Raw genomic sequence first — 26,121 nt, forward strand, 5'->3', positions numbered from 1 at the left:
CTCGTGCGCACGATCCTCAACATCATCTGGCTGATCCTCGCGGGCTTCTGGCTCTTCCTCGGCTACGTCCTCGCGGGCGTGCTGCTGTGCATCCCGATCATCACGATCCCGTGGGCGATCGCGTCGTTCCGCACGGCGAGCTACGTCATCTGGCCGTTCGGCCGCACGATCGTGTCGAAGCCGACGGCGGGCGTCGGCTCGTTCCTCGGCAACGTCATCTGGGTGATCTTCGCCGGCTGGTGGCTTGCGATCGGGCACCTCGTGTCGGGCATCGCGCTGTTCATCACGATCATCGGCATCCCGCTCGCCCTCGCCGACTTCAAGATGATCCCGATCTCGCTCATGCCGCTCGGCAAGGACATCGTCTCGACGCGCAACGGCGACTTCGACCGCACGCTCACCTCGAGCTGACCGCACCCGCCTGTTCGCTAGGGTGGTGGCAGCCGGCGGCCACCCGTGCGCAGGCGCATGTTTTCTGGGGATGGTGCCGCGTCGCGGCCTCGACGGAAGCGATCTCATGACCGCAGACCTCTCAGGTGAAGGGCGCCGCGCGCTCGCAGCACGGATCGTCGCCGCGTTCGACGAGGTGTCGAGGGGCGCAGACCCACTGTGGGTCAGCCTGGAGGCGCCGTCCGGCTGGGGCAAGACCCGCATCGTGCAGGAGGTGTACGCGCAGCTCGCGACGACGCGTCAGAGCGAGACGGGCCAGTACTGGCCGGCTGCGCTCACGGCGACGACGACCGGAGCGACAGACATCCTGCGCGACCGGAAGACGGTCTCGCCTCCCCAGGTCGAGCGCGAACCCGACAGCGTGCCGGCGTTCTTCTGGTGGGGCATCAGCGCGTTCGAGCGGAACGGGATCCCTTCCATCGCCCTCGCGCAGGATCTGCGGCAGTTCGACGGCCATCTTCCGTTCCTGGTCGCGCGCTGCAAGCAGCTCAGCCGACTGCGGGAGAAGGGCGCGACCGGCGCTCGCGAACTCGGCGCGATCGCTCTGGAGGAGGCCCGTGACGAACTGACGTCTGCCGTGCTCGATCTGGCCGGACTCGGTCTGCCGGGCGTCGGCTTCGTCTGGCGCCTCGGCGCATGGACGGCCGGCAAGATCTCGAGCGCGCAGCGCGAGCGGCGGATGGTCGCGCAGGGTTCCACGATCCGCGAAGACCATGGCCAGGTAGCCGCAGACGCCTACGAGACCATCCAGTCCGTGTCTCGTCCCGGCCTGCCGACGGTCATCGTCGTCGAAGACCTCCAGTACGCCGACGCGACGCTCATCGACCTGCTGTCGCGCCTGCTCGGCAGCGGCAAGCCGATCCTCGTCGTGACGACCGCCTGGCCCGGCGTGTTCGCGGACGCCGGCCCGCTTGCCCGCATCGCGGCGGCCGGCACGCACGTGGTGCGTCTCTCGACCGTGGAGGAGCCACCCGCTGGCTGGCCGGACATGTCGTCCCTCGATGAGTTCGAGCTCGCGTCGATCGTGCGGAGCCACTACCCCCTCGCCACCGACCGGACGATCGCGGGGCTCATCGCACGATCCGACAATCCGCTGCAGCTGAAGCTGCTGTGCACGCTTCCGTCCATCGCACGGCGGGCTCGCGACGGGGTGCTCGACCTCGATCCCTCCGTCATCGAGGCCCTCCCTCCCTCGCTCGACGGCATGTACGAGCAGATGTGGACCCAGCTGCCGCCCGCGGTGCGCGAGTCGCTCGCCCTCGCCCTGTGCGGGATCCCGACCGATCTCGATCGCGCGAACGGTGACGATCGGTGGGATGCCGAGCTGCTCGCGCGGGTCGCCCGGGCGCTGTTCCCCGCGGCCGACGGGGTGATCGACGCCATCGACTCCGCCCAGACCGGATATGCCTGGGCGGAGCTCGTCGAGGACGCCCTGCGCGTGTTCCCCGACGAGGCGAACCGCAGGGTCGTCGAGCAGCGGCGACCAGAGTTCTATTCGCAGCTGGACATCGACCGGATCCGGACCGAGCTCACGAGGGTGATCGGAGAGGATCTCGGCGACGACGCTCTTCCCGAGAGCATCCGCCAGCATCGTGCGGCGCTCCTGCTCGCGCTTTCGGCCGAGGGGTTCGGAGTCGATCCCGACGCGCTCACTGCGGCCGCGGGACTGCAGACCGAACTGCTCGAAGCTGTCGACGAGTCCGGCCGCGTGCTCGAGATCCTCGATCAGATCTCGGCGGGCTACGCGCCGGCAACGCACCCGGCATCCGACTCAGATGAGGTCGCGTCCCCGGGACAGCCGCCCCTGCGCGCGCACGCGCCCCTCAGCGCAGGTCTCGCGCCGATGAGCCCCGAACTGCGGATCCGACGCGCTGTCGCCCTCGCGACGTCGGGCCGGCCGCGTGCCGCCGCCGACGAACTGGATGCCGTCATCTCCGACCTCGAGAGCCGGCGCGGCGTCGAGGACGCCGTCGCCCTCGACGCACGCATCGAGCGCGCCGCGATCGTACTGCGCGCACCGCGTTCGGACGAGGAGAGCATCGACGTCGATGAACTTCGCCGCACCGTCGAGCGCGTCTTCGGTCCGGCCGACCCTCGCGTCCTGCGACTCATCCGGATGGAACGCATGACGGCATCCATCGACGGCTTCCACGGCCTGCCCGATGTCGTCACCGACGCCGGCCGGTATCGGGTGAAGGATCTGTCCACCCGCTTCGGAGCCGTCAACCCCGAGCTCGTCGCCTTTCTCCGCCTCATGGCAGAGCAGGCACGGTCCTCCGGCTACCCCGATGCCGCCGCGACGTTCCTCGACGGGCAGGCGCATGACCTCGCCGACGCCGTCGGTGGGACGCATCCCGAAGTGCTGCGACTCCGGCTCGACCGTGCGCGCTGTCTGGTCGATGTCGGGCGTACAGAGGAGGCTTTCCACGAGGCCGAGGTCATCCGAACGGCATTCATCGCCGCGGGCGGACCGCAGAGCGATGACGCCATCGATGCGCTGATCGCGATGATCTCGGCAGAGTCTGCGGCGGAGCGGTCGAACCAGCGCGCATCCGGGCTCGCGAGGCTGCTCCTCGACGAGGCGCGCGCCACCGCCGACAGGACATCCCTCGTCCGCCTGCGCATCGCGGTGCGGTTGTCGGAGCTCGACGCCGAAGATGGTCCGGGCGACGACGACATCCGCGATCTCTTCGAGCTGCTCGATACCGCGAGCCCCGTGCTGGGCGAGGCGGACGCCGACATCGGAGCGCTCCGCCACGCTCTCGCCGAGACCCTTCTCGAAACGGGGTATGCCGAGTCGGCGCTCTCACTCGCCGAGGCGGGTGCCCGCCTGTGCGCCCGCCATCGCGCTCAGCCGCTCACGTGGAGCCGCGTGATGCTGCTCGGTCGCTGCCACGAGATGCTCGGGCAGGCGGCCGAGGCCGTCACCGCCTACGTCTTCGTCGCCGAAGCCGCCGAGGACGCCGTGGAACTCGCCGCGCGGTCGGACGAAGGCCACCCGGCGGCGGAGGCGACCGCCGCCCGGGCGCGTGCGCGCATCGCCCTCGTTCAGCGGCTCTCGCCCACAGGCTGGTATCCCAGCGCCGACATCGATGTGCGCCCGACGACCGAAACCCATCGGTACCACCGAAGGGCGGCGTGGCAGGACGAGGACTTCTTCGCCGACGACTCCCAGATGCTCCTCCTCGCGCAGCATCTGCACGGGAGATCCCTGATCCACGGTCCGGCCGACCACGTCGCGCTCGACCTGCTGCGTACGCTTCGAAGATTCCACTTCACACACCAGGAGCACGAACCGGCCCTGATCCTCACGCGCCAGCTGTTCGCACTCGTGCCGCTCCCCCTCTACGGTCGACTCTCGGGCGCGAGCGAGGTCGACGACGCCGAGCGTTGGCTCCTCGCGAACGCCGCCGTGCAGTCGGCGAGCTCGATCGGCCGTCCCGAGGAAGCGATCGCGATCATCGATGACGTGCTGGCGCTCGCCGAGTCCCCTGAAGATCTGACCATGCTGCTCAAAGACAAGGCCGACCTTCTGGCAGAGGAGGGACGAATCGACGACGCGCTCGAGACGCTGGCCTCCGCGCGCACCCACGCGCGCAGTATCGAGCGCGTGCTCGTCGTCGAGAGCGCGCTCAACCTGCTCGAGGACCACGGCCGCTACACGGAGGCGGTCGAGTTGGCACGGTCGGAGCTCGCAGAACCGGACGTCGACGCACCGGAGCTGCTCGTCGGCAAGATCTCCTGGTTCCTGCAGGCGGATGGCCGCCCCGACGAGGCGATCGCGACGCTCTCGGCGGCCATCGACGACCCCGCGCTCGCCGGCCACCATGACGGACTGCGGTCCAGTCGGGCGTGGTTGCGCGCACAGGCGGGCGATGACGAGGGTGCCGTCGACGATCTTCACGACGTGCTCCGCGCGAATCCGGACGACGAGTTCGCGAACGTCGCCCTGGTGGCACCGCTTCTCCGCCTGGACCGGCGAGAGGAAGCATCACGAAGATTCCTCGAAGCCGTCGGAGCGAGCCAGCGCGCGGGCCACAAGATCATCGACTTCACGCTGCGCGAACGCGTCATCGAGATGGTGACAGCCTTCGGCGAGGCGTCGGATGCCGTCGCGCTGGCCGAGGAGTACCTGCTGCACCTCGAGTCGGCGAATCTCGGATGGATCGAGTCGACGCTCCGGTCGAACGGCGAGCGCCTGCTCGCCGCCGCCCACGAGCGGGCGGACTGACGCCGCAGAGAGATCCGCGCGGTCGCGGGGCCCCTTTTTGACCGATCAGGATGCCGCGGTCCGCGCGCCCCGCCGGGGCAGCGCGAGCAGCACGCCCACGATGGCGAGTACGGCGCCGAAGCCCGCGGCGTACCACGCGGTCTCGTCGGGGATCTCGAGGTACGTCGTGATGCCGAGGATGCGCGCGAGGCCCCAGGGCAGCAGGCCGAGCTCGTCGTTCCAGATCGTCAGTGCGCCCTCGAGCCCGAGGGCGCCGATCACGACCGCGGGGATCAGCAGCGCCGCGCCGACCGCCGCGAGCACGGCCCCCCACGCGCGGCGGACGCCGAGCTGCGCGGCCAGCGCCCAGCCGGCCGCGACGAAGACCCAGACGAACAGGGCGAATGCGACCGTGATGTAGGCGACGCGCAGGACGGGATCCGTCCAGAACGCGAACCAGTAACCCCCGGGGCCGGAGAACGACAGCGCGAAGAGCGTCACGATGCAGCGCAGCACGACCACGCCGCCCACGGCCGCGATGACGGGCCATGGCGAGCGCCGTCCCACCACCAGGCGGACGACGAGGACGAAGATCGCCCATGCCGCGAAGACGATGACGAGGTGCGACCAGGACAGGAACGACGTCTGCACCGCCCGCGTGGCCACGAGCAGCGCCGCGGGGACGCCGAACACCAGCCAGCGGTCGAGCTGCAGCATCCCGAGCGTCGACTCCCGCGCCCGCCACGGACGGGTCGAGGCGATCCACGATGCCCTGGCCGCTGCGGCACCCGGCTTGGCGACGAGCCGCGTGCGTGCGGCGAGCATGCCGATGACGACCCACGCCGCCGCGAGCAGGAGCAGGATGCGCGCCAACCACGCCATCGCGAGGTCGCGGTCGGCGCGGTCGACGCCGAGCTGCGCGGCCGTGAGGTTCCACGCGGGGTGGGCGACGTCGCCCTCGTAGAGCTCGAGGTGCTCGGCGGCGAGCGCACCGTAGGCGTCGCGTGCGGACTGCCACTGCGCATAGACGTCGGGAGAGAGCGTGTCGTGCCACTGCGCCTGCCGCAGGAACATCTCGCGATACGCCGACAGCAGCTGCAGCGTCTCGAGCTCGTAGGCGAGCGCACCCGTGAAGGCCTCGCGCATCTCGGGGTCGCGCCAGGTCGCGGCATCCGTCCCTTCGACGAGCTCTCGCATGCGCTCCACGTCGGCGACCGCGGCCCGCCCCTGCGCGATCGTCTCGTCGACGCGGTCCTCGCCGATGATCGTGTACAGCACGTCGAGGGTGGCGGAGTCCCCCGTCAGGATGTCCCACTCGAAGAGCCACATCTGCGGCGGCGGCTCGAGCCCGAGCGCGAAGGCGCGCACTTCGGCGAACGGGCCGAGGTACAGGCCATCCTCGATGGCCGCGTGCGATCGGGTCATCGCCTCGGCGATCGCTGCGACCGTCGCCGGGTCGTCCGAGAAGAACTCGCGCGCCCAGTCGACCGTCACGGCACCCACGTCGACCGACGGATCACGGGCGATGGCCGCGGCGAGCTGCGTGTTGAGCTCGGACAGCTGCCAGAAACCCGCCTTGAGGTAGAGGATCATCGGTCCCGCCCGCCACGGGCCGCCGTCCTGCGTCCACGTCCAGACGCCCTCGATGTTCGGATTGGCCGCGAGCAGCGTCTGCATGGCCCACTGGAACTCCGCGCCGAGGTCGTTGGGGAACGCGCCGAGCGATTCGAACTCGCGCTTGCTCTGGAACTCGACGATCCGCCGCTGGTCCCCCGTCTCGAGCGTGTCGTTGAGCGGCAGCCACGAGTAGAAGTCGCCGAGCGTGTACTTCGTCGACACGATGAGCGCGGGCGAGTCGATGCCGTCGAGCACCGCGTGGTACGAATCCGCGTCGGTGTGCATGTCGCCGACGCCGCCGATGCCGACCGACCACGTGCGGAAGACGACTTCGCGACCGGATGCCTCGGCCTGCCCCGTGTACGCGTCGAGCATCGTGCGCACGGCCTCGGGCGTGCGCACGGCGATCGCCGAGTAGTAGTCCCAGCCCGGCTCCTTGTAGATGTCACCGCCCTCGCCGATGCGGATGAGGATGCCCGACAGCCCCGGTTCGGCGGCGTAGAGCTCGTCGAGGCCCTCGGCGTAGGTCTGCCAGAGGCGCGGATCCTCGGTGTCGAGCGAGCCCAGCCGGTCCACGAACCAGTCGTTCATGGCCGGAGTCAGCGTCGGCATGTCGGTGCGGAGGAAGACCTTGACCCCGAGCTCCGCCGCGCGGTCCCAGAACGGTCCGAACGCGTCGCGCAGGGCGAGTGCTCGCGCGACATGCGGATCGCCGCCGGAGTAGATCGGTCCGCCATCGACGTCGTCGAAGGTCGCGTACTCGACGAACCCGGGCCAGGCGACCGCGTTGTACCCGTTCTCGAGCGAACGGGCCAGGAACAGCTCCCAGTCGTCATAGGCATCGGCGAGTGCCGCCTCGTCGATGTAGGGGGCCTCCTCGAGATACACCTGCTCGAAGGCTCGCGACACATGCGAGTAGTCGGTGCCGCTCTCCCACTGCGCGGGGTCGGCCTCGACGCCGACGGCGCCGAGATCGACCATGCGGAAGGGCAGCGCCGAGGTGACGGTCTGCCCGAGGTGCTCGTCGACGGACCGGCCGGAGCGGATCTGCGCGGCGAGGTCGTAGATCCCCCGCGCGCCCCCGGCCTCGGCCGCCGCCTCCACCCGGAGCGCGTCGGGCGTTCCGGTCAGCACGTAGGAGTCGTCGCGAGCCGAGCCCGTGCCGCTGACGACGACCGTGAGCGCAGCCGTGCCGACGGTCTCGGACGCGGCATCCACTGCCCCTTCGAGAGCGTCGACGGCGACCTCGAACCGCGGAGTGGTGGGCGCATCGATCGAGGTGAAGACCGGCGGAGGAACCGCCGCGTCGACGGGAGCGACGGCCGGCTCGACCGGAGTCATCTGCTCGGACGGCTCGGTGCGGATGCCGAGGGCATCGCCCACCGCGACTCCGAGGCCCAGACCGGATGCCAGGAGGACGATCGCGACGACGACGGCGAGGATGCCCCGCCGTGTCGCCTTCGCCATTCCGAAATCCTAGGTCCACGCGCAGGGCACCTCGGACGCGCCTCCGCTCTCCGACCGGTCGGGGCGGGTTTCGAGGTGAAATCGTTACGCGCCGGCGCCGATGCCGCGCTCAGGGTCGACGATCGAGCCGTGGAATCGGTGTGTGAACTCCCGAGGCATCACGGCGCGGGGTCAGCTGCTGCGACGCATCGCGCGGATGCCGGCCCACAAGCCGAGGGCCGCGAGCACCAGGGCGGCGATCCAACCCCAGAGCACCTCGATCGCTCCGAGATCCCCTGCGAAGAGTGCTCGCTCGGCCTGGACGACCCAGTTGATGGGGTTGACCGTGGCGACCGCGCGCATCCACGCCGGGCCGTCGTCGAGCGGCAGGAGCATCCCCGACAGGATCAGCAGCGGGAAGATGAGCGTCTGCTGGACTCCCCAGAACAGCCACTCCCGGTCTTTCGTGCCGAGGGCGAGCGTGTACGACAGCGAGCCGAGGCCGACCCCGAACACCGCCAGGAGCGCGAGCCCGATCACCAGACCCGGCACGCTGATCGTGAAGCCGAACGGCCACGCGATCAGCACGATGAGCAGCGCCTGCACGATGATCGGCACGACCTCCTTCAGGGCGCGGCCGATCAGCAGCGACGACCGCGCGAGGGGCGCGACGAGGGTGCGCTCGTGCGAGCCCGTCATCATCTCGTACTGCAGATTCGATCCGGTCGCTCCCGTGCCGAAGAGCACGATCATGACGAGCACACCCGGCACGAACCACTGCAGGGTCTCGCCGACCGGCGCGCCCGACGATCCGACGAGCAGCGGCGCGAACAGCCCGAGGAACACGAGAGGCTGAACGAGACTGAAGATCAGGGTGAACGGATCGCGCGCGACGGGCTTGAGCTCGCGCGTGAGCACGTTCCAGGTGTCGCGGGCGGGATTCGCCGTGACGGCCGTGTCGTTCGTGGTGGTCATCGCTGGGCTCCTGCCGTCTCGGTCGCTTCTTGTTCTTCCACGTGCGCGCCCTCGCCCGCTTCACGCAGCGTGCGCCCCGTGAGTGCGAGGAACACGTCGTCGAGCGTGGGCGGGACGCCGGTCGCGCGCTGCACCGTGATGCCCGCGGCATCCATCGCCCGCACGACCCGGGGAAGCAATGCGTCGCCGTCGGGGGCGGTGACGACGATGGATGCGGCGTCCACCCGCACGTCACGGTCGGTCAGCGTCGACAGCACGGCGAGCGCCCTCTCGGCTTCGTCGGTCGATGCGAAGCCGAAGGTGAGCACGTCGCCCGCCAGCTCGGCTTTCAGCGCTGTCGCGCTGTCGTCGGCGATCACGCGGCCCCTGTCCATGACCATGACCCGCTCGGCGTAGCGATCTGCCTCTTCGAGGTAGTGCGTCGTGAGGAAGATCGTCGTGCCGTGCTGGGCGCGCAGATCCAGGATGTGCTGCCACAGGTTCGCCCGGCTCTGCGGATCGAGGCCCGTCGACGGCTCGTCGAGGAAGATCAGCGGCGGCGCGTGCATGAGCCCGAGCGCGATGTCGAGCCGGCGCTTCTGACCGCCCGACAGCTGCTGGACGGACCGCGTTGCGAACGACCCGAGATCGAGCGAGTCGATGAGGTCGTCCGCTCTCTTCTTGGCGGCGTTCGCCGGCATGCCGTAGAACGCCCCTTGGCTGAGCAGCTCGTCGCGCACACGCTGCGAGAAGCTGCCGCTCGTGAGCTGCCCCACGTAGCCGATGCGCGCCCGCACGTCGGCGGGCCGCTGGAGGATGTCGTAGCCGACCACGCGGGCGGTGCCCGACGTCGGCGGTATGAGGGTCGTGAGCATGCGCAGACTGGTGGATTTGCCCGCGCCGTTCGGCCCGAGGAATGCCACGAGCTCGCCGCGCGCGACCTCGAAGGAGAGGTCGGTGACGGCCTCGACAGTCTTCTTCTTGACGGTGAAGCGCTTGGTGAGCCCCTGCGCTTGAATGATCGGTTCGTTCGCCATATCGCGAGGCTAGGAGCCACTGCGGTCAGATCTTGTCCGCATCGCTCGATAATGTTTCGACATGGCCGACACGACGACACGAGCGCTCTCGCTGCTCAATCTGCTGCAGACTCACCGCCACTGGCCGGGCACCGAGCTCGCTGTGCGACTCGGAGTGACCGAGCGCACGGTGCGCCGCGACGTCGAGCGCCTGCGCGATCTCGGCTACCGCATCGAGTCCTCCCCGGGTGCTGCCGGAGGGTATCGGCTCGAGGCCGGGAGCGCCGTGCCCCCGCTCCTGCTGACCGACGAAGAAGCCGTCGCGATGGCGATCGGACTCCGAGTCGCGGCGTCCCAGCGCCTCGTCTCCGGCCCCGAGACGACCATCACGGCTCTGGCGAAGCTCGAGCAGGTGCTGCCCGCGCCGCTGCGCCGGCGGGTCACCGCCCTCGCCGAGACGGTGCAGCCGTCGGGCATCAACGCCGGTGCGCCCGTCGACAGCGAGATCCTCGGCGAGCTCGCGCTCGCGTGCCGGGACCACGAACGCGTGCGCTTCGTCTACACCGCAGCGTCGGGCGAGGTGACCAGGCGTCGCGTCGAGCCGCACGCCCTCGCGCCCGCAGACCGTCACTGGTACCTGCTGTGCTGGGATCTCGACAAGGACGACTGGCGCACATTCCGCGTCGACCGCCTGGCGGGCGTCGAGCACGCCCGCGTGCTCTTCGAGCCGAAGCCGCTCACGCCCGAGCAGATCGAGGAGTTCATCTTCGTCGCCCGTTCGTGGGTGCGCACGGCCGTCGAGGCCGATGCCGTGATGGAGCTGCCGCTGGATGTCATGCGCGAGAACTTCGGCCAGTGGGGGCAGGGCGCGACGGCAGAGGATGCCACGCATACCCGCTGGCCCGTCGGCGGCAGCGACTTCCGCGAGACGATGTACGGGCTGTCGTGGATCCCCGCCGGAGTCGCATACACGACGGACCTCGCCTCACCCGCGCGGGAAGAGCTGCGCGAGACGCTCGTGCGGATGCTCGCGGCTCTCGACGCTCCCCAGCCTGTCGCCCGCTAACCTCGACGCATGAGCGACGACGTCTTGGAGACCCTGGCACGCGTCGAGGCGGAGGAGCGCGAGATCGTGCTGCCGCGCTTCGATGTGAAGGATGCCTGGACCCTCGGTTCCCGCATGCGCGATGCCGCGGTGGCCGCCGAGCTGCCGATCGTCATCGGCATCTCGCTCGGCGAAGCGCGCCTCTTCCACACGGCCCTGCCCGGATCGAGCGCCGACAATGACGGCTGGCTCGAACGCAAGGCGCGCGTTGCACGTCGCTACGGGCGTTCGTCCTACGGCGTGGGTCTCGCGTTCCGCGCCGCGGGTCGGGACTTCGACACCGACGGACGCCTCGACACTTCCGTCTTCGCAGCCCATGGCGGCGTCTTCCCGATCACGATCGCCGGGGTCGGCGTCGTGGGCACGGTCGGCGTCTCGGGCCTGCCCCAGGCCGATGACCACGCCTTCGTGGTGTCGCACCTGCGCGGCTTCGCCGCGACGCTCTGAGACACACGCTGTCACAGAGCTTCACACCGTTGAGCGGTGTCGGCGGTCGCGCCTAGCGTGGTGTCATCGCTTCACATCGCGGCGATCCGGGTGGTCCCGGGCTCCGGCTCATACCCGGAAGCGTTGCGGGTTCGACTCCCGCCGTCGCGTCCACTCTGCAGGCGGATCTCGGGGTTTCTCGGAATTCGACGCGCCGTCCCGCGCCCCGCGTGCGCTCGGGACGAGGGACGGCGCGGAATCGTCAGGGCAGGGGTGTCGGGTTCTGCGGGTCCGGCGGCACGGGAAGCGAGCCCTGGATGCGGTTCTGCGCCTGGCACTTGCTGGTGCAGTTGGTGGCGCCGGCCGACAGCTCGATGGCATCCTCGCCGAGCACGCCGCCCAGGCGGCCGCCGGGCTGCACGATCCACTTCGTGACGGTGGCCGTCTGCAGAGTCTTGGTGGCGACCTGCGGGCTGTCCTTGCCGAGCAGCATCTGGTGGTACCCGGTGGAGCTCTGCGACGTGCTCACAGCGTCGATCCCGTTGCCGAAGTTGATCTTGCCAGTGAACGAATTGGTGAAGTAGAAGATGCCGGGCGCGAGGGTGTGCGTGAACTCGACAGGCCCTGCGAACTCGGTCTCCATCTGGAAGATGCCGCCTTGAGCGCCGTCCTTCGCTTGGATCTTGTACGTGCCGAGCGAGGTCCGGAAGATCACGGCCACCGACTCGTCCTTCACTTCGAGACGCGTGATCGTCGCCCCGGCGCGCTGTGCAGCCGTCAGGGTCGGCACCTTCGACGCGAAGATCTTCGTCGGAGACGTCACCATGCGCTGCGGATCGGGAGCTCCGGTGAGGGTGTAGTCGTACACGCCGAGCGTCGCCACGTCGATGTCGAAACCGACATGGATGCCACGCACGGCGACCCGAGCACCGGGAGCCAGGTTCGAGAGCCTGATGTCCTTCCCGGGGGCGGGGTTGTACGTTGTGCCGTTGACGGTGACGGCGAAGTCGCCGCCGGTCACGGACGTCTTGGCCTGCGCAGGGGCGGCGATCGTCAGTGAGCCGACGATCACAACGGCGCCGGCGATGAGGGCTGCGCGCAGAATCGTGAGAGGGGTCCGGATGTGAGGCATGTACGGCCTTTCGCGATGGTGGGATCCCGGGAAGTCGGGTGCCTGTCCACCATCCGTGGGCGCGAGTTCATCCGACAATCGGACGTTGGTCGTAGTACCGCGGCTCCCATGCGCTCGGGCCCGCACACGCACCGACGCGTCGAAGACGCCCGTTCCGCACTCCCCCCGCGGTGCCGCCCCCGTCATGCCGGGCGCGGGGTCGGTCATCCTCCAGCGCGACGGCCGCGCCGCACGCGCTCGACGGTCTCGCCCGCAGCGACACCGACGAGAACGATCGCGGCGGTGATGGACAGCGAGAGAGCGTCGAAGAACGCGAGAGCGGACGCCGCGCCCGCGAGCAGGGCGAGAGCACCCAGCCCGATGAGCTGTGCGCGCGACCAGCGACCCTCGAGAACGCGACGGAAGATCACGGTGCCGATGAGGAACAGGGTCGGCGCACCGACGATCACGATGGTCGCGGCGAGGCCGCGCTGGTCGGGAAGCGAGAGCATCTCCTTGTCGCCCACGCTCATCAGCACGATGCCGGCGATGATCGGAAGATGCACCCAGGTGTAGGCCGTGCGAGCGAGCTTCGCCGGCTCGTCCGAGGCTTCGATCGCCTCCGCGCCGATACGTTCACCATGGTCGAAGTAGATCCACCACGTCGCCGCGGCGGCGACGAACGCCGTCACCATCGCAGCGATGGATGCCGCTGACGATTCCTTCTCGACGAACGCGAGCCCGGTGACCAGCAGCCCTTCGCCGAGCGCGATGAGCACGAAGAGCGCGGTGCGCTCGGCGATGTGCGGACCGGACAGGTCCCACGAGCGCAGCAGCACGCGTCCTCGGCCGGGGATCGGATACCCCAGAACCGTGCCGAGCAGTTCGAGAGCGAGCGCTGCGGCCCACAACGGCAGCTGCCAGGCCAGGGGCAGGAGGGCGCCGACGATCCACAGCACGGCACCGGCGACCGTCCAGCACAGCACGAGAGCGAAATCCCGGGCGACCTGTCGGTCGTGACGCGCCGTCGCCCACACGATGAAGCCCGTTCGCCCGACCTGCAGGACCACGTAGGCGATCGCGAACGCCCACGCGCGTTCTCCGAAGGCCTCCGCGATCGAGACGCTCATCACGAGCGCGACGAAGGCGAGGGCGATCACCGCCCCGCGCACGGGAAGCTTCACCGGGTCGAGCCAATTGGTCACCCACGTGGTCGACACCCACGCCCACCACAGGGCGCACACCATGATGATGCCCTCGAACGCGCCCAGCGGCGTCTGGTTCTCGTAGAGGTAGGCGGACAGCTGAGTCAGCCCGAAGACGAACACCAGGTCGAAGAACAGCTCGACATAGGTCACTCGATCAGCGCGCTCGGAGTCCGCGGGGCGCAGCACGTCACGGACCATCCCGAATGCCATGCCCTCATCCTGGCACCGCTCCGGGAGCCCCTGACGTACTCAGCCGAAAAGGTCGCGGAGCCCCGGTAGCTCGAACCCGCTGAGCTGCTCGCCGAGTCCGGACACCTGCTCTCCAGCATCCGCGACGAGCCCCTCCGCACCGCCTGCCAGGGCGTCGACGTCCACGCCCTCGGCGAGCGCGCCGAAGTCGACGCCGAGATCCGCCGCCTGCGCGAGCAGGGGCGCGGCGACCGCGCTGAGCACGGCTCCGCCCGCCACGGCGCCGAGCAGCCCGATTCCCGCAGCACCCGCAGCGCCGGCACCCGCGCGCGACAGCAGACCCCGCATCCGTCCCGGTCTCATCGCTTCGCTCCGACCCGCGGCTCGCGCGAGGTCGGCCGCCGACGACGACGTCGGCCGCTCGTGCGGGGCGAGCTCCGTGCTCATCCGCGCCTCGAGCTGAGCACGCTGCGCGGGGGTGAGCCGTTCGAAGGCCTCGCGATGGATCTGCTCGACCGCGTGCGGCTCGGCCGTGCGCATGAGGTAGTCGTACCGCGCGATCGCAGCGCGATCCTCGGCAGACCCGTACGACCCGGCCGCCGGCGGCGTCACGCCGGGGCGCGACGCGGGGGCGGATGCGGTGGCTGCCGCAGGGGGTGTCGTGGCCGGTCGCGCGCCCGTGGCGGCACCCGGCTGCCCGGTGAGCGCATCTGCGGCGCTGCGCACCATGCCGCTCCAACCATTCGAGCTCTGCGAGGCCGACGGACCGGCCTTCTTGTCGAGCGCCTTCGATGCCATGTCGACCAGACGGGACAGCTTGCTCATGACGAACCTTTCATTCACGGGTGGTTCGTCCGGCCGCACACTCACGGGAGTCGACGGGTGTCGATGTATGCAGGGAGCTCCGGTGAGACGGCGTGCGACGGACGCCAAGGTCTCCTCCACCCCTCACGGAGCCGACGGACCGGGACACGATCGCGTGTCCGTATTGACGAGCCGTCGCATCGGGAGTACTCCCCTTGCGCGACCGAGGCTACCGGCCCCAACCTATGCGTCTCCTGCACACGCGCGGAGGCTGCGACGGCAGTGCGCGGACCGTGCGCGCCCGACGTCCAGCCGACCTCGGAGGCGCGTCATGAGCACGGTCTGCCGTCACCATCCGCTGAACGCATCGGCCGGCGTGCGGCCTACCGCGACCGGCCTGCCCCGGCTTCGCGACCATTGACTCCAGGCCCCCGTGTAGACGCGCGTCTCGATGCCCGCCTCGGCGAAGGCGAGAGCCGAATGGGCGGAGGCGATGCCGACCCCGCAGTACAGGACGATGTCGCGGTCCGCATCGACGCCGCTCGACTGGATGATGCCGCGGATCTCGTGCGGGGAGCGGAGGGTTCCGTCGCGCGCGATGTGCGCCACGGTCGGCAGGTTGACCGCGCCGGGGATGTGTCCGGCCGCGGGATCCTCACCGCTCGCACGCCCGCGATAGTGATCCGGTCCGCGCACGTCGACGAGCACGCCGGTGGTCGGCGCGCGCGCCGCGTCGTCGATGGATGCGATGCCCGGATCCACATCGAGAAGGCGCACATCGCCGGCCGCGGCCCCGTGATCGCCCGACTCGACCGGAAGGCCGCGCCGGACCCACGCACGGATCCCCCCGTCGAGCACCCGGATGTCGACGCCGCGGCGCCGCAGCAGCCACCATGCGCGCGATGCCGCGACCGCGTCGTTGTCGTCGTAGGCGACGACGAGATCGCCGTCATCGATGCCCCAGTGACGCGCCGCCGTCTGCAAGTCGCCCAGAGACGGCAGCGGAAAGCGCCCCTCCTCCGGATGGCCGGCCCGCGAGAGGTCGTGTTCGAGGTCGACGTACACCGCCCCGGGGATGTGCGCGGCGAGATACGCCGGCCGCCCCTGCGGGATGTCGAGTCGCCAGCGCACGTCGAGCAGCCGCACAGGCCGGTCGCCGGCCAGCGCGGCGCTGAGCGCCGGGACATCGATCACGTGGGGCATGGATCAAGGTTCGGATGACCGGCCCCTCGCGCGCGCTGTGTGTCGAAACACGGCGCAAGAAGACGAAAGATCCCGTCACATTCGTTCACACGGTCGGCCGCGAGGAGTCGACGGCGACCTCGCGCGAGGGGTCCGACGGGGACGTGTTAACGCGTGAGTCGCAACATGTCGGGATGTGATCGGGCCCGTCTCACCGCTGGATGACCGCGCCCTACCGTGATCGGACACCAGGGCCTGCGGGCCGTGCCGACACGAACGGAGGAAGCGGCCATGACGACGACTGCTGACGATCGCATCCGCGAAGACGAGCGCCCGACTGCGGCATCCCTCGTCGACGACCGAGCCGACGCTCCCCCCGCACGCGAGCGCGTGGACCTCGGCACGATCCGGGTCGTGCACACGCGGCACTGGTTCCGCTGGGTGCTCAGCGCGCTCATCGCCTTCGCCGTCGCGCAGTTCGCGTGGTCGCTCGTGACCAACCCCAACTACGAATGGGGCGTCTTCGCGGAGTACTTCTTCACCGAGCCGATCCTGATCGGTCTCGGGTACACGCTCTCGCTGACGGCGATCTCCGCCACGATCGGGTTCCTGCTCGGCACGGTGATCGCGCTCGGGCGCCTCTCGAAGTCGCCGCTGCTGCAGTCCGCCGCGTGGCTCTACATCTGGTTCTTCCGCTCGGTGCCGCTCGTGGTGCAGCTGGTCGTCTGGTACAACCTGGGCTACCTCTACCCGACCCTGGGGCTGGGCACCCCGTTCACGACGGACTTCTGGATCGTCGAGTTCCCGACGGTGCAGCTCATCAGCGGGTTCGCCGCCGCGATCCTCGGCCTCAGCCTCCACCAGGCCGCCTACTCGGCCGAGATCGTCCGCGGCGGCATCCTCTCCGTCGATCAAGGGCAGCTCGAAGCCGCGGCCGCCCTCGGCATCCCCTCGGGCAAGCGCCTGCGCCACATCATCCTGCCGCAGGCCATGCGTTCGATCGTGCCGAACGCGACCAATGAGGTGATCGGGCTCGTCAAGGGGGCCTCGGTCGTGTTCGTCATCGCGATCCCCGAGCTGTTCTACCAGGTGCAGGTCATCTACATGCGCAACAGCCGTGTGATCCCGCTGCTGCTGGTAGCGGTGGTCTGGTACACGATCATCACGACGATCCTGAGCATCGCGCAGTACTACATCGAGCGGCACTACGCGCGGGGATCCGCCCGCGCCCTGCCGCCGACCCCGTTCCAACGCGTGCGCCGGTGGACGTCGTCGCAGTGGGCGCGCCTGGGCGACACGCCCGCGAGGCTGGAACCGGACGACGACCCGCGCGCGGTCGCCGCGCCCCCGATTCGTCAGGATGCCGCCATCGACGCGAACGAGGAGACCCGATGACCATCGCAGCCCCCGCCCCTACGAGGGGTCTCGTCGAGATCCACAACGTCCACAAGAGCTACGGCGCTCTCGAGGTGCTCTCGGGCATCGACCTCACCATCGCGCCCGGCGAGGTCGTCGCGATCCTCGGCCCGAGCGGGTCGGGCAAATCCACGCTCCTGCGCACGATCAACCACCTCGAGAGCGTCGACCAGGGCTCGGTCACGGTCGACGGCCAGCTCATCGGCTACGAGCTGCGGGGCGAGAAGCTCTACGAGCTGCGGGAGAAGGACATCCTGCAGCGGCGCACCCAGATCGGGATCGTCTTCCAGAACTTCAATCTCTTCCCGCATCTCACAGCTCTCGAGAACGTCACCGAGGCACCCCTTGCGCTCAAGCGGCTGAACAGGAGCGAGGCACGCGAGCTCGCCCTGGGGCTCCTCGCCCGCGTCGGACTGAGCGACAAGTCGGATCACTATCCGCGCCAGTTGTCGGGCGGACAGCAGCAGCGCGTCGCGATCGCCCGCGCGCTCGCGCTCGACCCGAAGGTGCTGCTCTTCGACGAGCCCACGAGCGCCCTCGACCCCGAGCTGGTGGGCGAGGTGCTCGACGTGATCCGCACCCTCGCGAGCACCGGCACGACCCTCGTCATCGTCACGCACGAGATCGGGTTCGCGCGCGAGGTCGCCGACCGCATCGTGTTCGTCGACGGCGGCCGAATCCTCGAAGAGGGCCCGCCCAGCAGGGTCCTCGTCGCCCCGGAGCACCCGCGCACGCGGGAGTTCCTCGCCAAAGTCCTGGCCTGACGCGGCACCGCGCAGGTCCCGGCATCCACACAGATAGAGAGACACACAGCATGGCCATCAGCAAGAAGCAGGGCGTCGCCCTCGGAGTGGGCATCGTCGCGGTCGCGGCGATCGTGGGCGGCGTCTTCGCCGTCGTGAACCTGAATGCCGGGAGCGCCGAGGCAGCCCCCGGCGGCGACGAGACCCCCGCCGCCGAGGCGAACACGACGACCGACGAGATCGAGAGGTTCCACCTCGACGGTCCGATCCCCGAGGCCGTCGAGGCGCTCGAGGCGAGCGGCTTCGAGCCCATCGAAGCGGGCAAGCTCACCGTGGCGATCGGCGCGTTCGTGCCGCCGCTCAGCTACCAGCCCGATGGCACGTCGGCTCCGGGCGACGTCGCGGGCACCGAGCCCAACCTCGGATCGCTCATCGCGGAGGGCCTCGGACTCGAGTACAACCCGCAGGTCGTCGCCTGGGCGGACTGGCCTCTGGGCATCCAGTCGGGCAAGTACGACCTCATCACCGCGAACGTGACGGTGACCGAGGAGCGCAAGGAGCTCTACGACTTCGCGAGCTACCGGCAGGACCTCCTCGGGTTCTACGTGAAGTCGGACAGCCCCATCGAGTCGATCACGAAGGCCGCCGACATCGAGGGCCTGAAGATCATCGTCGGCTCGGGCACCAATCAGGAGCAGGTGCTCCTCGCGTGGAACGAAGAGCTCGAGGCCGACGGCAAGCAGCCGGCGGAGCTGCAGTACTTCGACGACACAGCCGCTGCGACGCTCGCGATCCAGTCCGGACGCGCCGACGCCAACTTCGGCCCCAACGCGACGTCGGCGTGGGCTGCTCGTGAGACGGGTGACACCAAGCTCGTCGGCATCGTGCCCGGCGGCTGGCCGCTGACGGCCGAGATCGCGGCCGGCACCGCGAAGGGCAACGGCCTCATCGAGCCCGTCAGCATCGTGCTCAACGCGATCATCGCGGACGGCACGTACACGGAGCTCCTCGAGTTCTGGGGACTCGAGAGCGAAGCGATCGAGGAGTCCGTGGTCAACCCCGCGGGACTTCCCAAGTCCTGACCCTTCGAGGCGGGGGCGGCGTCACGAGCGCCGCCCTCGCCTTCGGCGTCTCCCGGCGAGCTGGGGATGCGGAGGGATCGACGTCATGCCCTGACGAGATCGGCCAGCACGCGGCCGATCGTCGGGGCGAACTTGAACCCGTGCCCCGAGAAGCCCGCCCCGAGGGCGACCGGCCCGATCCGGTCGAGGATGAACGCGGCATCCGGAGTCGACGTGTACGTGCACGAGATCTCGACAGCGCGATCCGCGTCGACCCCGGGCAGCCACTCGCGAGCGTAGCGACGGATCGAGGCGGCGAGCGCGGGCTCGGGCAGATATGTGCGCCGGTCGGGGTGGACCTCTGGCCCCACACCGTGCCACCCCGCCTTGACGCCCTCTCCGGGGACTCCCATTCCGTAGACCGCGGTCGGGAACCACGCTGTCGCCGGGTCGTCGGGCGACGGGGCGTGATTGAACCCGGGCCAGTCCTCGGGGGTCGGTGCCAGCGCCGCGAAGGTCGCCGGCTGCTCCTGCGTGACCCGGAGCGGCGGAAGTGCGAAGGTCGCGCCGAGCGTGGCGAGCACGTCGGTCGTCCAGGCGCCCGCGGTCACGACAGCGCGCCGCGCAGAGATCGGGTGCTGCGCTCCCCCGGTGTCGCGCACGACGAGGTCCACCCGGTCGTCGTCGATGGCCCCGGCGACGAGCGCGGTCTCGGTGAGCAGGCGGGCGCCGTTCGCCGCGGCCGTGGACGCGAACGCGTCGACCGCGCGATCCGCGTGCAGTCGCCCCGCCTCGGGCGTGTGCAGCACAGGGCCGGCGAAACGCAGTCCGGGCCAGCGCCGCGTCGCTTCGGCCGCGTCCAGCAGCTCGGTGCGGAAGCCGCCCGCGGCGATGTCGACGGCGGCCGCCGCGTAGTCGCGGCCGGGTCCGTGATTGACGATCCCGGTGCGGGTGAGGATGCTCTCCCCGCTCTCCCGCTCGAGTTCGCGCCAGTCTTCAGCCGCTTCCTGCAGCCAGGCGAGGAGCGTCGGATCCTGATAGCCCAGGTTGAAGTTGCGTGATGTGCCGTGCGAAGCGCCATGCCGGTGGCCGATGTCGAACCGCTCGACGAGGACCACATCGACGCCGCGGCGGGCTAGTTGCCACGCCGTCGCGGATCCCATGACCCCGCCGCCGATGACGACGACCTCGGCATCGATGCTCACCCGTCGATCGCCTTAGCGAAGCACTGCGAGAACGTGATCGGGAGATAGGGCGGATACGTCGGTATCCGCGTGTACCCGATCCGCTCGTAGAGGGCGACCGCCTCGGGCTGCCGGTCGCCCGTCTGCAGGATGAGGCGGCGAGCGCCCGCTGCGGCGCCGAGACGCTCGAGCTCGGCCATGAGCAGCCGGCTGACGCCGGACCCACGGACGTCCGCCGCGACGAAGACGCGCTTGACCTCGAGCGACCCCTCGAACTCCGGGCCGAGGTCGCGCAGTGCCGCATGCCCGACCGGCCGCCCGTCGACGGTCGCGATGATCGTCACGGGGATCGTCGCCGGATCCACGGCGAGCGCGTTCGCCATGCGCTCGGCCTCGATCGGATCGACATCGAGCAGGCGCCCCGCGTATCGCGGACCGATCTCGGCATCCATCGCCTCGCGCAGCGCGACCGCGCGCGGATCGAACCACGAGACGACCTCGATCGAGGCGGTGGTGAGGATGTCGGGCATGCGGTCCTTCTCGCGACGGGGCGCCTCAGCCGGCGATGACGCTGTCTTCGACGATACGGTTCGCCAGGCCGTCCGCGCTCGACGCGACCGCAGGGCGTCACAGGTCGTCATCCGCCTTCATCCGCCGTAACCGAGAGCGAGGCACCGCCTCGGCGATCGCCGCTGCGGGATCGACCCGTTGCGAGAGATTGCGGCTCAGGTTGCGACGACGGTCGCGCGCGCGCATTCTGAGCGGATGCCCCACGCATCCACCCCCGTCGAGCTCGCGCTCTCCGCCCGCGACGAGGCGGTCCTCGACAACCCCACCTGGCACGCGCTCACGGGTCCGCACGCCCACTTCGCGATCGGCGACGACCTCGTGCGCAAGTATCCCGACGACGTCGCGCCCTTCCTCGCCGTGCGGACGTGGGACGACCCCGCGGTGTGGGACGCGCTGATCGCTCTCGTCGGGCCGGGCGCCGAGGTCGGCTACTCGGGTGCCGATCCCGAGCTGCCTCCGGGCTGGGAGGTCCTGTGGCACGGCGAGGGCGTGCAGCTCGTCGAGACCGCCGCGCTCGCACCGAAGCCCGACGACGAGGCAGTGCTGCTGGGCGCCGACGACGTCGAGGAGATGCTCGCGGTGGTCGAGCGCAACCAGCCCGGTCCCTTCAAGCCGCGCACGCACGAGCTCGGTCGCTACGTCGGCATCCGTCGCGACGGCCGCCTCGTCGCGATGGCCGGCGAACGCCTGCACCCCGAGGGCTGGACCGAGATCAGCGCCGTGTCGACGGACGAGCAGTACCGCGGCCAGGGCCTGGCGTCGCGCCTCGTGCTCGACGTCGCGTTCCACATCCAGCAGCGCGGCGATCGTGCGCTCATGCACGCCGCCGCGACCAACGTCACCGCGATCGCGATCTACGAGCGACTCGGCTTCGCGCTGCGCACGCACACGACCTTCGCCGCCGTCCGTACCCCGTCCTGACGGCACGGGCGGCCCCTGTGGTCAGACGGGGTCGACGACCCCCGTGCGCAGTCGAGCGACGATGGCGTCGGCGACCCGGTCGGTCTGCCGGAACGAGAGCGAGTCGACCGCGGGGCGGGTGAACGCCCCCGCTTCGGTCTGCGACGTGAAGGGACCGATCGCGAACAGTCCGTCGTGCGGGACATCGGCGGAACTCAGCACCTGCCCGTCGTCGGTCACGCGCACGCGGCCGAGCGAGCCGTCGTACTCCGCATCCGCGACGCGGAGCTCGCTGCCGTGCACGGTCGCCAGTTCGCGCAGCGCGTCGTTCGTGCTGCGCGCCGCGTTCGACGGCGGCAGCCAGGCATCGACGAGCGCCCGGGTGCGCGTCTCGCCGGGAACGCGGGCGCTGGATGCCGTGAACCCGCGCTCGTCGATCGAGATCTCGACGTCGGGTCCGAGGAAGACGACGACTCCCGCATCGGCGAGGGCGAGCAGCTCCTCCAGGCGATGCGGAGGCGGGCCGCTCGCGAAGTAGCTGAAGAAGGTGTGCCAGCGCACCGGCAGCGCATGCGCGCGCGACCGCGCGTTCCAGCGTTCCTTGGGGATCTCCGCCAGCGCCATGAACGACAGCAGGCCGGCGATGAAGACGCCCTGCGCGGGACTGCGCTCCTGCGTCGTGCGCAGGAGCAGATCCTCCGCGATGTGGGCGCGGACGCGCCGATGCGCATCGTCACGGTCGACGAAGAATGCGTCGGCGAAGGGGCGGTCGAAGCCCGCCACGTCGAACCGATCCAGCGGATCCGGCACCGCCGCGGCGATCTCGTCGAGCAGGAGCGGGTCGTCCCAGGCGTGTGCCGCGAGCACGGAGCGGAAGTCGGTCCAGCTCCCGACGACCCGCTCGGGATGCCCCGTGAAGAGCTCCCGATAGTGACCGTGGAGCAGCTCGGACGCCAGGAGCGGCCAGGCGTCGCGCTCGAAGTCGAGGGGCTCCGCGCCGGCTGCGAGTGCCGCGATCGCATCGGTCGTGAGCACATCGCGCTGCGGCGGGTCGCCCTGCAGCGTCGAGGTGACCTTCGACCGGTACGGCACGCCGCGTCGCGAGCCGAGGTGCAGGCGCGGCTCGCTGCCCGAGGCGAGGTAGCGCAGCGCACCGTCGGCGCCGCGCTCGAACCTGCCACCCCGGCCCTGCGTGAGGAGGACGACGAGATCGACGGCGGCCAGACCCATTCCGCGCACGATGACATCGGTCCCCGCTTCGACCGCCGAGAGATCGGCATCAGCGGTGTAGGCCGGTGGCACGTAGACGAGGCCGAGCTGCCGGGACGCCGTGAGCAGGTCGGCCGACGCGGGATCGATGTCGCTCTCGGCGTGTCCGACGCAGTAGACGACGGCATCCGTCCCCAGCTCGTCTCCGCTCGCGAGCACGACGACGTGACCGCCGTTCTGATCGGGACGCACGGAGCGCACGGTGTCCGTGACGGCCCGCACGGTCACGCCGTGCGGCGCATCGGCGATCGTGCGCCGGAAGAACCAGTCGAGATAGTGGCTGTGCAGCCGCCGCGTCGGAAAGCCGTCCGGCCCGAGCGACGCCGCCTCGGCCGACGAGAGCTCGTCCAGCTCGACGTCCTCGAGCTCGCCCGCGCGCCAGAGGTCGAGCCATGCATCCAGCGCGGGGCCGGGCCGGACAGGGCCGGCGATCGCGCAGCTGTCGTCGGTGAACACCGTCACGTCGCGCGTCACCGAGTTGAGCTTGAGCAGCGGCGACTGCGCGTGCCGCCAGATGCGACCCGCGCCCGGCGGATGCGGATCGACGAGCACGATGTCGAGCCGCGTGTGCTCGTCCGTGCGCGCCAGCACGCGTTCCAGGAGCATGACGGCGCGCGGGCCGGCTCCGACGAAGACGAGACGCGCGGGAGCCGTCATCGCGCGAGGACGGGTGCGGGATGCGGGGCCGGCAGCCCCAGGAGGTCGCGCAGCGTCGCCCCGTCTTCGTACGACTCGCGGTACGAGCCGCGCTCCTGCAGCAGGGGCACGACGCGGTCGGCGAACTCGTCCAGACCGTGCGGCGTCAGATGGCCGACGACGGTGAATCCGTCGGTCGCGCGGCCCTGCACGTACCGGTCGATCTCGGCGGCGATGTGATCGGGCGTCCCGACGAAGGTGTGGTTCGCCGTGAGACGGATCACGGTGTCGCGGATGCTGAGCCCCTCGGTCTCGGACACCTCGCGCAGGGCGTCGATGCGCTTGCCGACCGCCGCGTGGCGGTTCGCCCAGCCCTGCGCCGTCGCGGCCCCCGTGTCGGGCTCGATGTCGGGCAGCGGCCCGTCGGGATCGTACGCCGACAGATCGCGGTTCCAGACGCCCTCGAGGTAGCGGATCGCGATCTCGGGTCGTACCTGCTGGAGTGCGATCTCGCGCGAGCGCTCCTTCGCCTCCTGCGCCGTGTCGCCGATGGCGAAGGTGGCGGCGGGAAGGATCCTGAGCGAGTCCTCGGTCCTCCCCCACGCCGGCAGCTGGCCCTTCACGTCGTCGTAGAAAGCGCGCGCGTCCTCGAACCCGGTGTGGAGCGAGAAGATGACCTCCGCGTGCTCGGCGCCGAACTGCCGCCCGTCGGCGGAGTCCCCCGCCTGCACGATGACCGGTCGCCCCTGCGGCGAGCGCGGCACGTCGAAGAGGGCGTCGACGTCGAACTGGGGTCCCGCGTGACGCACGCGCGCGGGCACCCCCTCGTCGAGGAACGCGCCGGTCGCGGCATCCGCCCGCACGCCATCCGCGGGCCACGAGTCCCACAGCTCCTTCGCGAGGGCCGCGAACTCGCGGGCGCGCTCGTACCGGTCGGCGTGAGCGAGGAATCCGCCGCGGCGGAAGTTCGCACCATGGAAGGCATCCGAACTCGTCACGGCGTTCCATCCGGCCCGCCCGCCCGAGAGGTGGTCGAGGGTCGCGAGCTCACGCGCCAGTTCGTACGGCTCGTTGAACGTGGTGCTGAGCGTGCCCACCAGACCGACGTGCTCGGTGATCCCCGCGAGGGCGGCGAGGATCGACAGCGTGTTGGGGCGACCGAGCACGTCGAGCTCGTGCACGCGGCCGTCGTGCTCGCGGAGTCGAAGCCCCTCGGCGAGGAAGACGTAGTCGAACAGCCCCCGCTCCGCCGTGCGGGAGAAGTGCTCGAACGACGAGAAGTCGATCTGGCTGCCCGCGGTCGGATCCGTCCAGACCGTCGTGTTGTTGACGCCGGGGAAGTGCGCGGCGAGGTGGACCTGGCGGACGGCGCGGCTCACAGCGCCACCTTCTCTCCGACATAGCGGCTCTCGGGGCGGGTGAGGCCCAGGCGCGTACGCAGCGATGCCCCGTCGGCGTCCTCGCGCAGCACGCCCGCCGATCGCAGGATCGGCGCGACCTTCTCGGCGATCGCGACGACGTCGGCGGGCTGGCGGGCGGGGCGCAGCCGGACGCCGTCGACACCGGATGCCGCGAGCTCCCGCACGGCGTCCACGACGTCCGCGGGGGTTCCCACGACGACGCGCGCATCCGAAGTCAGGGGCTCGCCCGCCCACTCGTCGAGACGCTGAGAGGCGTCGCGCGCTGCGACAGCGGTGTCCTCGACGAGGACGAGCAGGTCGGCGAAGACCCGCAGCGGCTCGCGGTCGCGACGCAGATCATCGGCGGCGGCGTCGAGGTCGTCGCGGATGGCGACGACGTCGGCATCGTCGTGCGGCGTGACGTAGACGAGGTCGGCGTGCTCCGCGGCCAGGCGGAACGGCACCGTCTGGTGTGCGAGGACGGTGAGGAGAGGACGCCCCTGCGGCGAACGCGGAACGATCGATGCCCCCGTGATCGAGAAGAACTCCCCCTCGAACTCGATCCTGTGCACGCGGTCCGCGTCGAGGAACCGTCCGCTCTCGAGATCGCGGATGATCGCGTCATCCTGCCACGAGTCCCAGAGCCGCGCGAGCACGTCGGCGAACTCGCCGGCCTCGCGGAACGCCGCGAGGATCTCGGGCGAGTCCTCCACGCGCCCCGACGCGGGGAACACATCCACGCCGATGTCGCGCCGGCCGAAGTTCGCGCGCTCGGCCGCCGACGCGCCGGCGACGAGACGCACGCCCGCGCGGCCCCGACTCGCGAAGTCGAGGGTCTGGATGCCGGTCGCGACGTGGAACGGCTCGGTGTGCGTCGTCGTGACCGTGGGGATGAGCCCGATCCGGCGCGTGAGCGGCGCGGCGTAGGAGGCGATGAGCACGGCGTCGAGGCGCCCGCGCACGCGGCCCGGCCGGAGCGCGTCGACCGGCTCGAAGCGATCGGGCAGCGAAAGGGCGTCCTCGATCGTCGCCAGGGCGAGACCCGCGTCATCCGCCGTCCGCAAGAGGTCGCGCCAGTAGGCGGGCGAGGTCAGTGCGCGCGCGTGGGCAGAAGGCTCGCGCCACGCGGCGGGATGCCAGCCCGCCCGCTCCAAGGCGATGCCGAGGTGCACCTGGTGGGTCACGGGACGCTCCTTCCTGCCGCATGCGCGGCGGTCCGACTCT

The 26,121-nt window shown here is 70.4% G+C and carries 20 protein-coding genes and 1 tRNA gene; 9 read left to right on the forward strand and 12 right to left on the reverse strand.

Going from position 1 to position 26,121, the window contains the following annotated elements:
* Window positions 1-3: 3 nt before the first annotated feature.
* A complete protein-coding gene (locus tag ACTIFV_RS05180) occupies window positions 4-411 on the forward strand; it encodes a YccF domain-containing protein (protein ID WP_439591706.1) in 408 nt (135 codons plus the stop codon).
* A gap of 106 nt (window positions 412-517) precedes the next feature.
* On the forward strand, window positions 518-4,681 hold the full coding sequence (locus ACTIFV_RS05185; protein ID WP_439591707.1) for a hypothetical protein: 4,164 nt from the start codon (window positions 518-520) through the stop codon (window positions 4,679-4,681).
* 45 nt (window positions 4,682-4,726) lie between these two features.
* Here ACTIFV_RS05185 and ACTIFV_RS05190 read toward each other — a convergent pair whose 3' ends face one another.
* The 3 genes from ACTIFV_RS05190 to ACTIFV_RS05200 all read right to left on the reverse strand — a co-directional run bounded on the left by ACTIFV_RS05190 (window position 4,727) and on the right by ACTIFV_RS05200 (window position 9,714).
* Entirely contained in the window at window positions 4,727-7,744 is a 3,018-nt protein-coding gene (locus ACTIFV_RS05190; RefSeq protein WP_439591708.1) for a hypothetical protein, read from the reverse strand.
* 171 nt (window positions 7,745-7,915) lie between these two features.
* Window positions 7,916-8,698 (reverse strand): ABC transporter permease, encoded by a 783-nt coding sequence (locus tag ACTIFV_RS05195; RefSeq protein WP_439591709.1) that lies wholly within the window; start codon window positions 8,696-8,698, stop codon window positions 7,916-7,918.
* Window positions 8,695-9,714 (reverse strand): ATP-binding cassette domain-containing protein, encoded by a 1,020-nt coding sequence (locus tag ACTIFV_RS05200; RefSeq protein WP_439591710.1) that lies wholly within the window; start codon window positions 9,712-9,714, stop codon window positions 8,695-8,697. Before ACTIFV_RS05200 ends, ACTIFV_RS05195 begins: the two co-directional genes overlap by 4 nt.
* Window positions 9,715-9,775: 61 nt before the next feature.
* Between ACTIFV_RS05200 and ACTIFV_RS05205 the strand changes: the two genes are divergently transcribed.
* The 3 genes from ACTIFV_RS05205 (at window position 9,776) to ACTIFV_RS05215 (ending at window position 11,398) form a co-directional block, all read left to right on the forward strand.
* Window positions 9,776-10,759 (forward strand): helix-turn-helix transcriptional regulator, encoded by a 984-nt coding sequence (locus tag ACTIFV_RS05205; protein ID WP_439591711.1) that lies wholly within the window; start codon window positions 9,776-9,778, stop codon window positions 10,757-10,759.
* Window positions 10,760-10,768: 9 nt separating this feature from the next.
* Complete coding sequence (locus ACTIFV_RS05210) at window positions 10,769-11,245, forward strand: heme-degrading domain-containing protein (protein ID WP_439591712.1); 477 nt, start codon at window positions 10,769-10,771, stop codon at window positions 11,243-11,245.
* A 77-nt stretch (window positions 11,246-11,322) separates the two neighbouring features.
* Window positions 11,323-11,398: transfer RNA gene (locus ACTIFV_RS05215), tRNA-Met, on the forward strand.
* Between the two features lie 88 nt (window positions 11,399-11,486).
* Here ACTIFV_RS05215 and ACTIFV_RS05220 read toward each other — a convergent pair.
* The 4 genes from ACTIFV_RS05220 to ACTIFV_RS05235 all read right to left on the reverse strand — a co-directional run bounded on the left by ACTIFV_RS05220 (window position 11,487) and on the right by ACTIFV_RS05235 (window position 15,739).
* Complete coding sequence (locus ACTIFV_RS05220; RefSeq protein ID WP_439591713.1) at window positions 11,487-12,356, reverse strand: hypothetical protein; 870 nt, start codon at window positions 12,354-12,356, stop codon at window positions 11,487-11,489.
* 203 nt (window positions 12,357-12,559) lie between these two features.
* Window positions 12,560-13,753, reverse strand: a complete 1,194-nt coding sequence (locus tag ACTIFV_RS05225; protein WP_439591714.1) for a low temperature requirement protein A — start codon at window positions 13,751-13,753, stop codon at window positions 12,560-12,562.
* A gap of 39 nt (window positions 13,754-13,792) precedes the next feature.
* Window positions 13,793-14,557 carry a cation-transporting ATPase gene (locus ACTIFV_RS05230; protein ID WP_439591715.1) on the reverse strand — a complete coding sequence of 255 codons (765 nt, stop codon included), beginning with the start codon at window positions 14,555-14,557 and terminating at the stop codon, window positions 13,793-13,795.
* 327 nt (window positions 14,558-14,884) lie between these two features.
* Window positions 14,885-15,739: a sulfurtransferase gene (locus tag ACTIFV_RS05235; RefSeq protein ID WP_439591716.1), complete on the reverse strand. Its 855-nt coding sequence runs from the start codon at window positions 15,737-15,739 to the stop codon at window positions 14,885-14,887.
* Window positions 15,740-16,009: 270 nt separating this feature from the next.
* Here ACTIFV_RS05235 and ACTIFV_RS05240 point away from each other — a divergent pair, with 270 nt between their 5' ends.
* From ACTIFV_RS05240 to ACTIFV_RS05250, 3 genes are read left to right on the forward strand one after another with little or no spacing between them, the layout of a single operon-like run.
* A complete protein-coding gene (locus ACTIFV_RS05240; protein ID WP_439591717.1) occupies window positions 16,010-17,113 on the forward strand; it encodes an amino acid ABC transporter permease in 1,104 nt (367 codons plus the stop codon).
* Window positions 17,110-17,898, forward strand: coding sequence for an amino acid ABC transporter ATP-binding protein (locus ACTIFV_RS05245; protein WP_439591718.1), 789 nt, complete (start codon window positions 17,110-17,112; stop codon window positions 17,896-17,898). Before ACTIFV_RS05240 ends, ACTIFV_RS05245 begins: the two co-directional genes overlap by 4 nt.
* A 50-nt stretch (window positions 17,899-17,948) precedes the next feature.
* The gene (locus tag ACTIFV_RS05250; RefSeq protein WP_439591719.1) at window positions 17,949-18,959 is read left to right on the forward strand and encodes an ABC transporter substrate-binding protein; all 1,011 of its coding nucleotides are present in this window, start codon (window positions 17,949-17,951) and stop codon (window positions 18,957-18,959) included.
* 83 nt (window positions 18,960-19,042) lie between these two features.
* On the opposite strand, the gene ACTIFV_RS05255 is transcribed toward ACTIFV_RS05250, so the two are convergent.
* Window positions 19,043-20,143 (reverse strand): FAD-dependent oxidoreductase, encoded by a 1,101-nt coding sequence (locus ACTIFV_RS05255; protein ID WP_439591720.1) that lies wholly within the window; start codon window positions 20,141-20,143, stop codon window positions 19,043-19,045.
* Window positions 20,140-20,652 carry a GNAT family N-acetyltransferase gene (locus ACTIFV_RS05260; protein WP_439591721.1) on the reverse strand — a complete coding sequence of 171 codons (513 nt, stop codon included), beginning with the start codon at window positions 20,650-20,652 and terminating at the stop codon, window positions 20,140-20,142. Before ACTIFV_RS05260 ends, ACTIFV_RS05255 begins: the two co-directional genes overlap by 4 nt.
* A gap of 235 nt (window positions 20,653-20,887) precedes the next feature.
* Here ACTIFV_RS05260 and ACTIFV_RS05265 point away from each other — a divergent pair, with 235 nt between their 5' ends.
* The gene (locus ACTIFV_RS05265) at window positions 20,888-21,613 is read left to right on the forward strand and encodes a GNAT family N-acetyltransferase (protein WP_439591722.1); all 726 of its coding nucleotides are present in this window, start codon (window positions 20,888-20,890) and stop codon (window positions 21,611-21,613) included.
* A 21-nt stretch (window positions 21,614-21,634) separates the two neighbouring features.
* On the opposite strand, the gene ACTIFV_RS05270 is transcribed toward ACTIFV_RS05265, so the two are convergent.
* From ACTIFV_RS05270 to ACTIFV_RS05280, 3 genes are read right to left on the reverse strand one after another with little or no spacing between them, the layout of a single operon-like run.
* Window positions 21,635-23,518, reverse strand: a complete 1,884-nt coding sequence (locus tag ACTIFV_RS05270) for an FAD/NAD(P)-binding protein (protein WP_439591723.1) — start codon at window positions 23,516-23,518, stop codon at window positions 21,635-21,637.
* The gene (locus ACTIFV_RS05275; protein WP_439591724.1) at window positions 23,515-24,876 is read right to left on the reverse strand and encodes an NtaA/DmoA family FMN-dependent monooxygenase; all 1,362 of its coding nucleotides are present in this window, start codon (window positions 24,874-24,876) and stop codon (window positions 23,515-23,517) included. The genes ACTIFV_RS05270 and ACTIFV_RS05275 overlap by 4 nt, the downstream gene beginning before the upstream one ends.
* On the reverse strand, window positions 24,873-26,081 hold the full coding sequence (locus tag ACTIFV_RS05280) for an LLM class flavin-dependent oxidoreductase (protein ID WP_439591725.1): 1,209 nt from the start codon (window positions 26,079-26,081) through the stop codon (window positions 24,873-24,875). Before ACTIFV_RS05280 ends, ACTIFV_RS05275 begins: the two co-directional genes overlap by 4 nt.
* Window positions 26,082-26,121: the final 40 nt, after the last annotated feature.

This window comes from Microbacterium sp., assembly GCF_051860965.1.
Classification (GTDB): Bacteria; Actinomycetota; Actinomycetes; order Actinomycetales; family Microbacteriaceae; genus Microbacterium.

What these genes read in the sequence shown, in the direction of transcription:
- ACTIFV_RS05235 (WP_439591716.1), bottom strand. Translation starts at nt 15,739, where the DNA reads ATGCCCCACGTGATCGATGTCCCGGCGCTCAGCGCCGCGCTGGCCGGC.
- ACTIFV_RS05240 (WP_439591717.1), top strand. Translation starts at nt 16,010, where the DNA reads ATGACGACGACTGCTGACGATCGCATCCGCGAAGACGAGCGCCCGACT.
- ACTIFV_RS05220 (WP_439591713.1), bottom strand. Translation starts at nt 12,356, where the DNA reads ATGCCTCACATCCGGACCCCTCTCACGATTCTGCGCGCAGCCCTCATC.
- ACTIFV_RS05230 (WP_439591715.1), bottom strand. Translation starts at nt 14,557, where the DNA reads ATGAGCAAGCTGTCCCGTCTGGTCGACATGGCATCGAAGGCGCTCGAC.
- ACTIFV_RS05245 (WP_439591718.1), top strand. Translation starts at nt 17,110, where the DNA reads ATGACCATCGCAGCCCCCGCCCCTACGAGGGGTCTCGTCGAGATCCAC.
- ACTIFV_RS05190 (WP_439591708.1), bottom strand. Translation starts at nt 7,744, where the DNA reads ATGGCGAAGGCGACACGGCGGGGCATCCTCGCCGTCGTCGTCGCGATC.
- ACTIFV_RS05225 (WP_439591714.1), bottom strand. Translation starts at nt 13,753, where the DNA reads ATGGCATTCGGGATGGTCCGTGACGTGCTGCGCCCCGCGGACTCCGAG.
- ACTIFV_RS05265 (WP_439591722.1), top strand. Translation starts at nt 20,888, where the DNA reads ATGCCCCACGCATCCACCCCCGTCGAGCTCGCGCTCTCCGCCCGCGAC.
- ACTIFV_RS05185 (WP_439591707.1), top strand. Translation starts at nt 518, where the DNA reads ATGACCGCAGACCTCTCAGGTGAAGGGCGCCGCGCGCTCGCAGCACGG.
- ACTIFV_RS05270 (WP_439591723.1), bottom strand. Translation starts at nt 23,518, where the DNA reads ATGACGGCTCCCGCGCGTCTCGTCTTCGTCGGAGCCGGCCCGCGCGCC.
- ACTIFV_RS05250 (WP_439591719.1), top strand. Translation starts at nt 17,949, where the DNA reads ATGGCCATCAGCAAGAAGCAGGGCGTCGCCCTCGGAGTGGGCATCGTC.
- ACTIFV_RS05210 (WP_439591712.1), top strand. Translation starts at nt 10,769, where the DNA reads ATGAGCGACGACGTCTTGGAGACCCTGGCACGCGTCGAGGCGGAGGAG.
- ACTIFV_RS05260 (WP_439591721.1), bottom strand. Translation starts at nt 20,652, where the DNA reads ATGCCCGACATCCTCACCACCGCCTCGATCGAGGTCGTCTCGTGGTTC.
- ACTIFV_RS05205 (WP_439591711.1), top strand. Translation starts at nt 9,776, where the DNA reads ATGGCCGACACGACGACACGAGCGCTCTCGCTGCTCAATCTGCTGCAG.
- ACTIFV_RS05195 (WP_439591709.1), bottom strand. Translation starts at nt 8,698, where the DNA reads ATGACCACCACGAACGACACGGCCGTCACGGCGAATCCCGCCCGCGAC.
- ACTIFV_RS05200 (WP_439591710.1), bottom strand. Translation starts at nt 9,714, where the DNA reads ATGGCGAACGAACCGATCATTCAAGCGCAGGGGCTCACCAAGCGCTTC.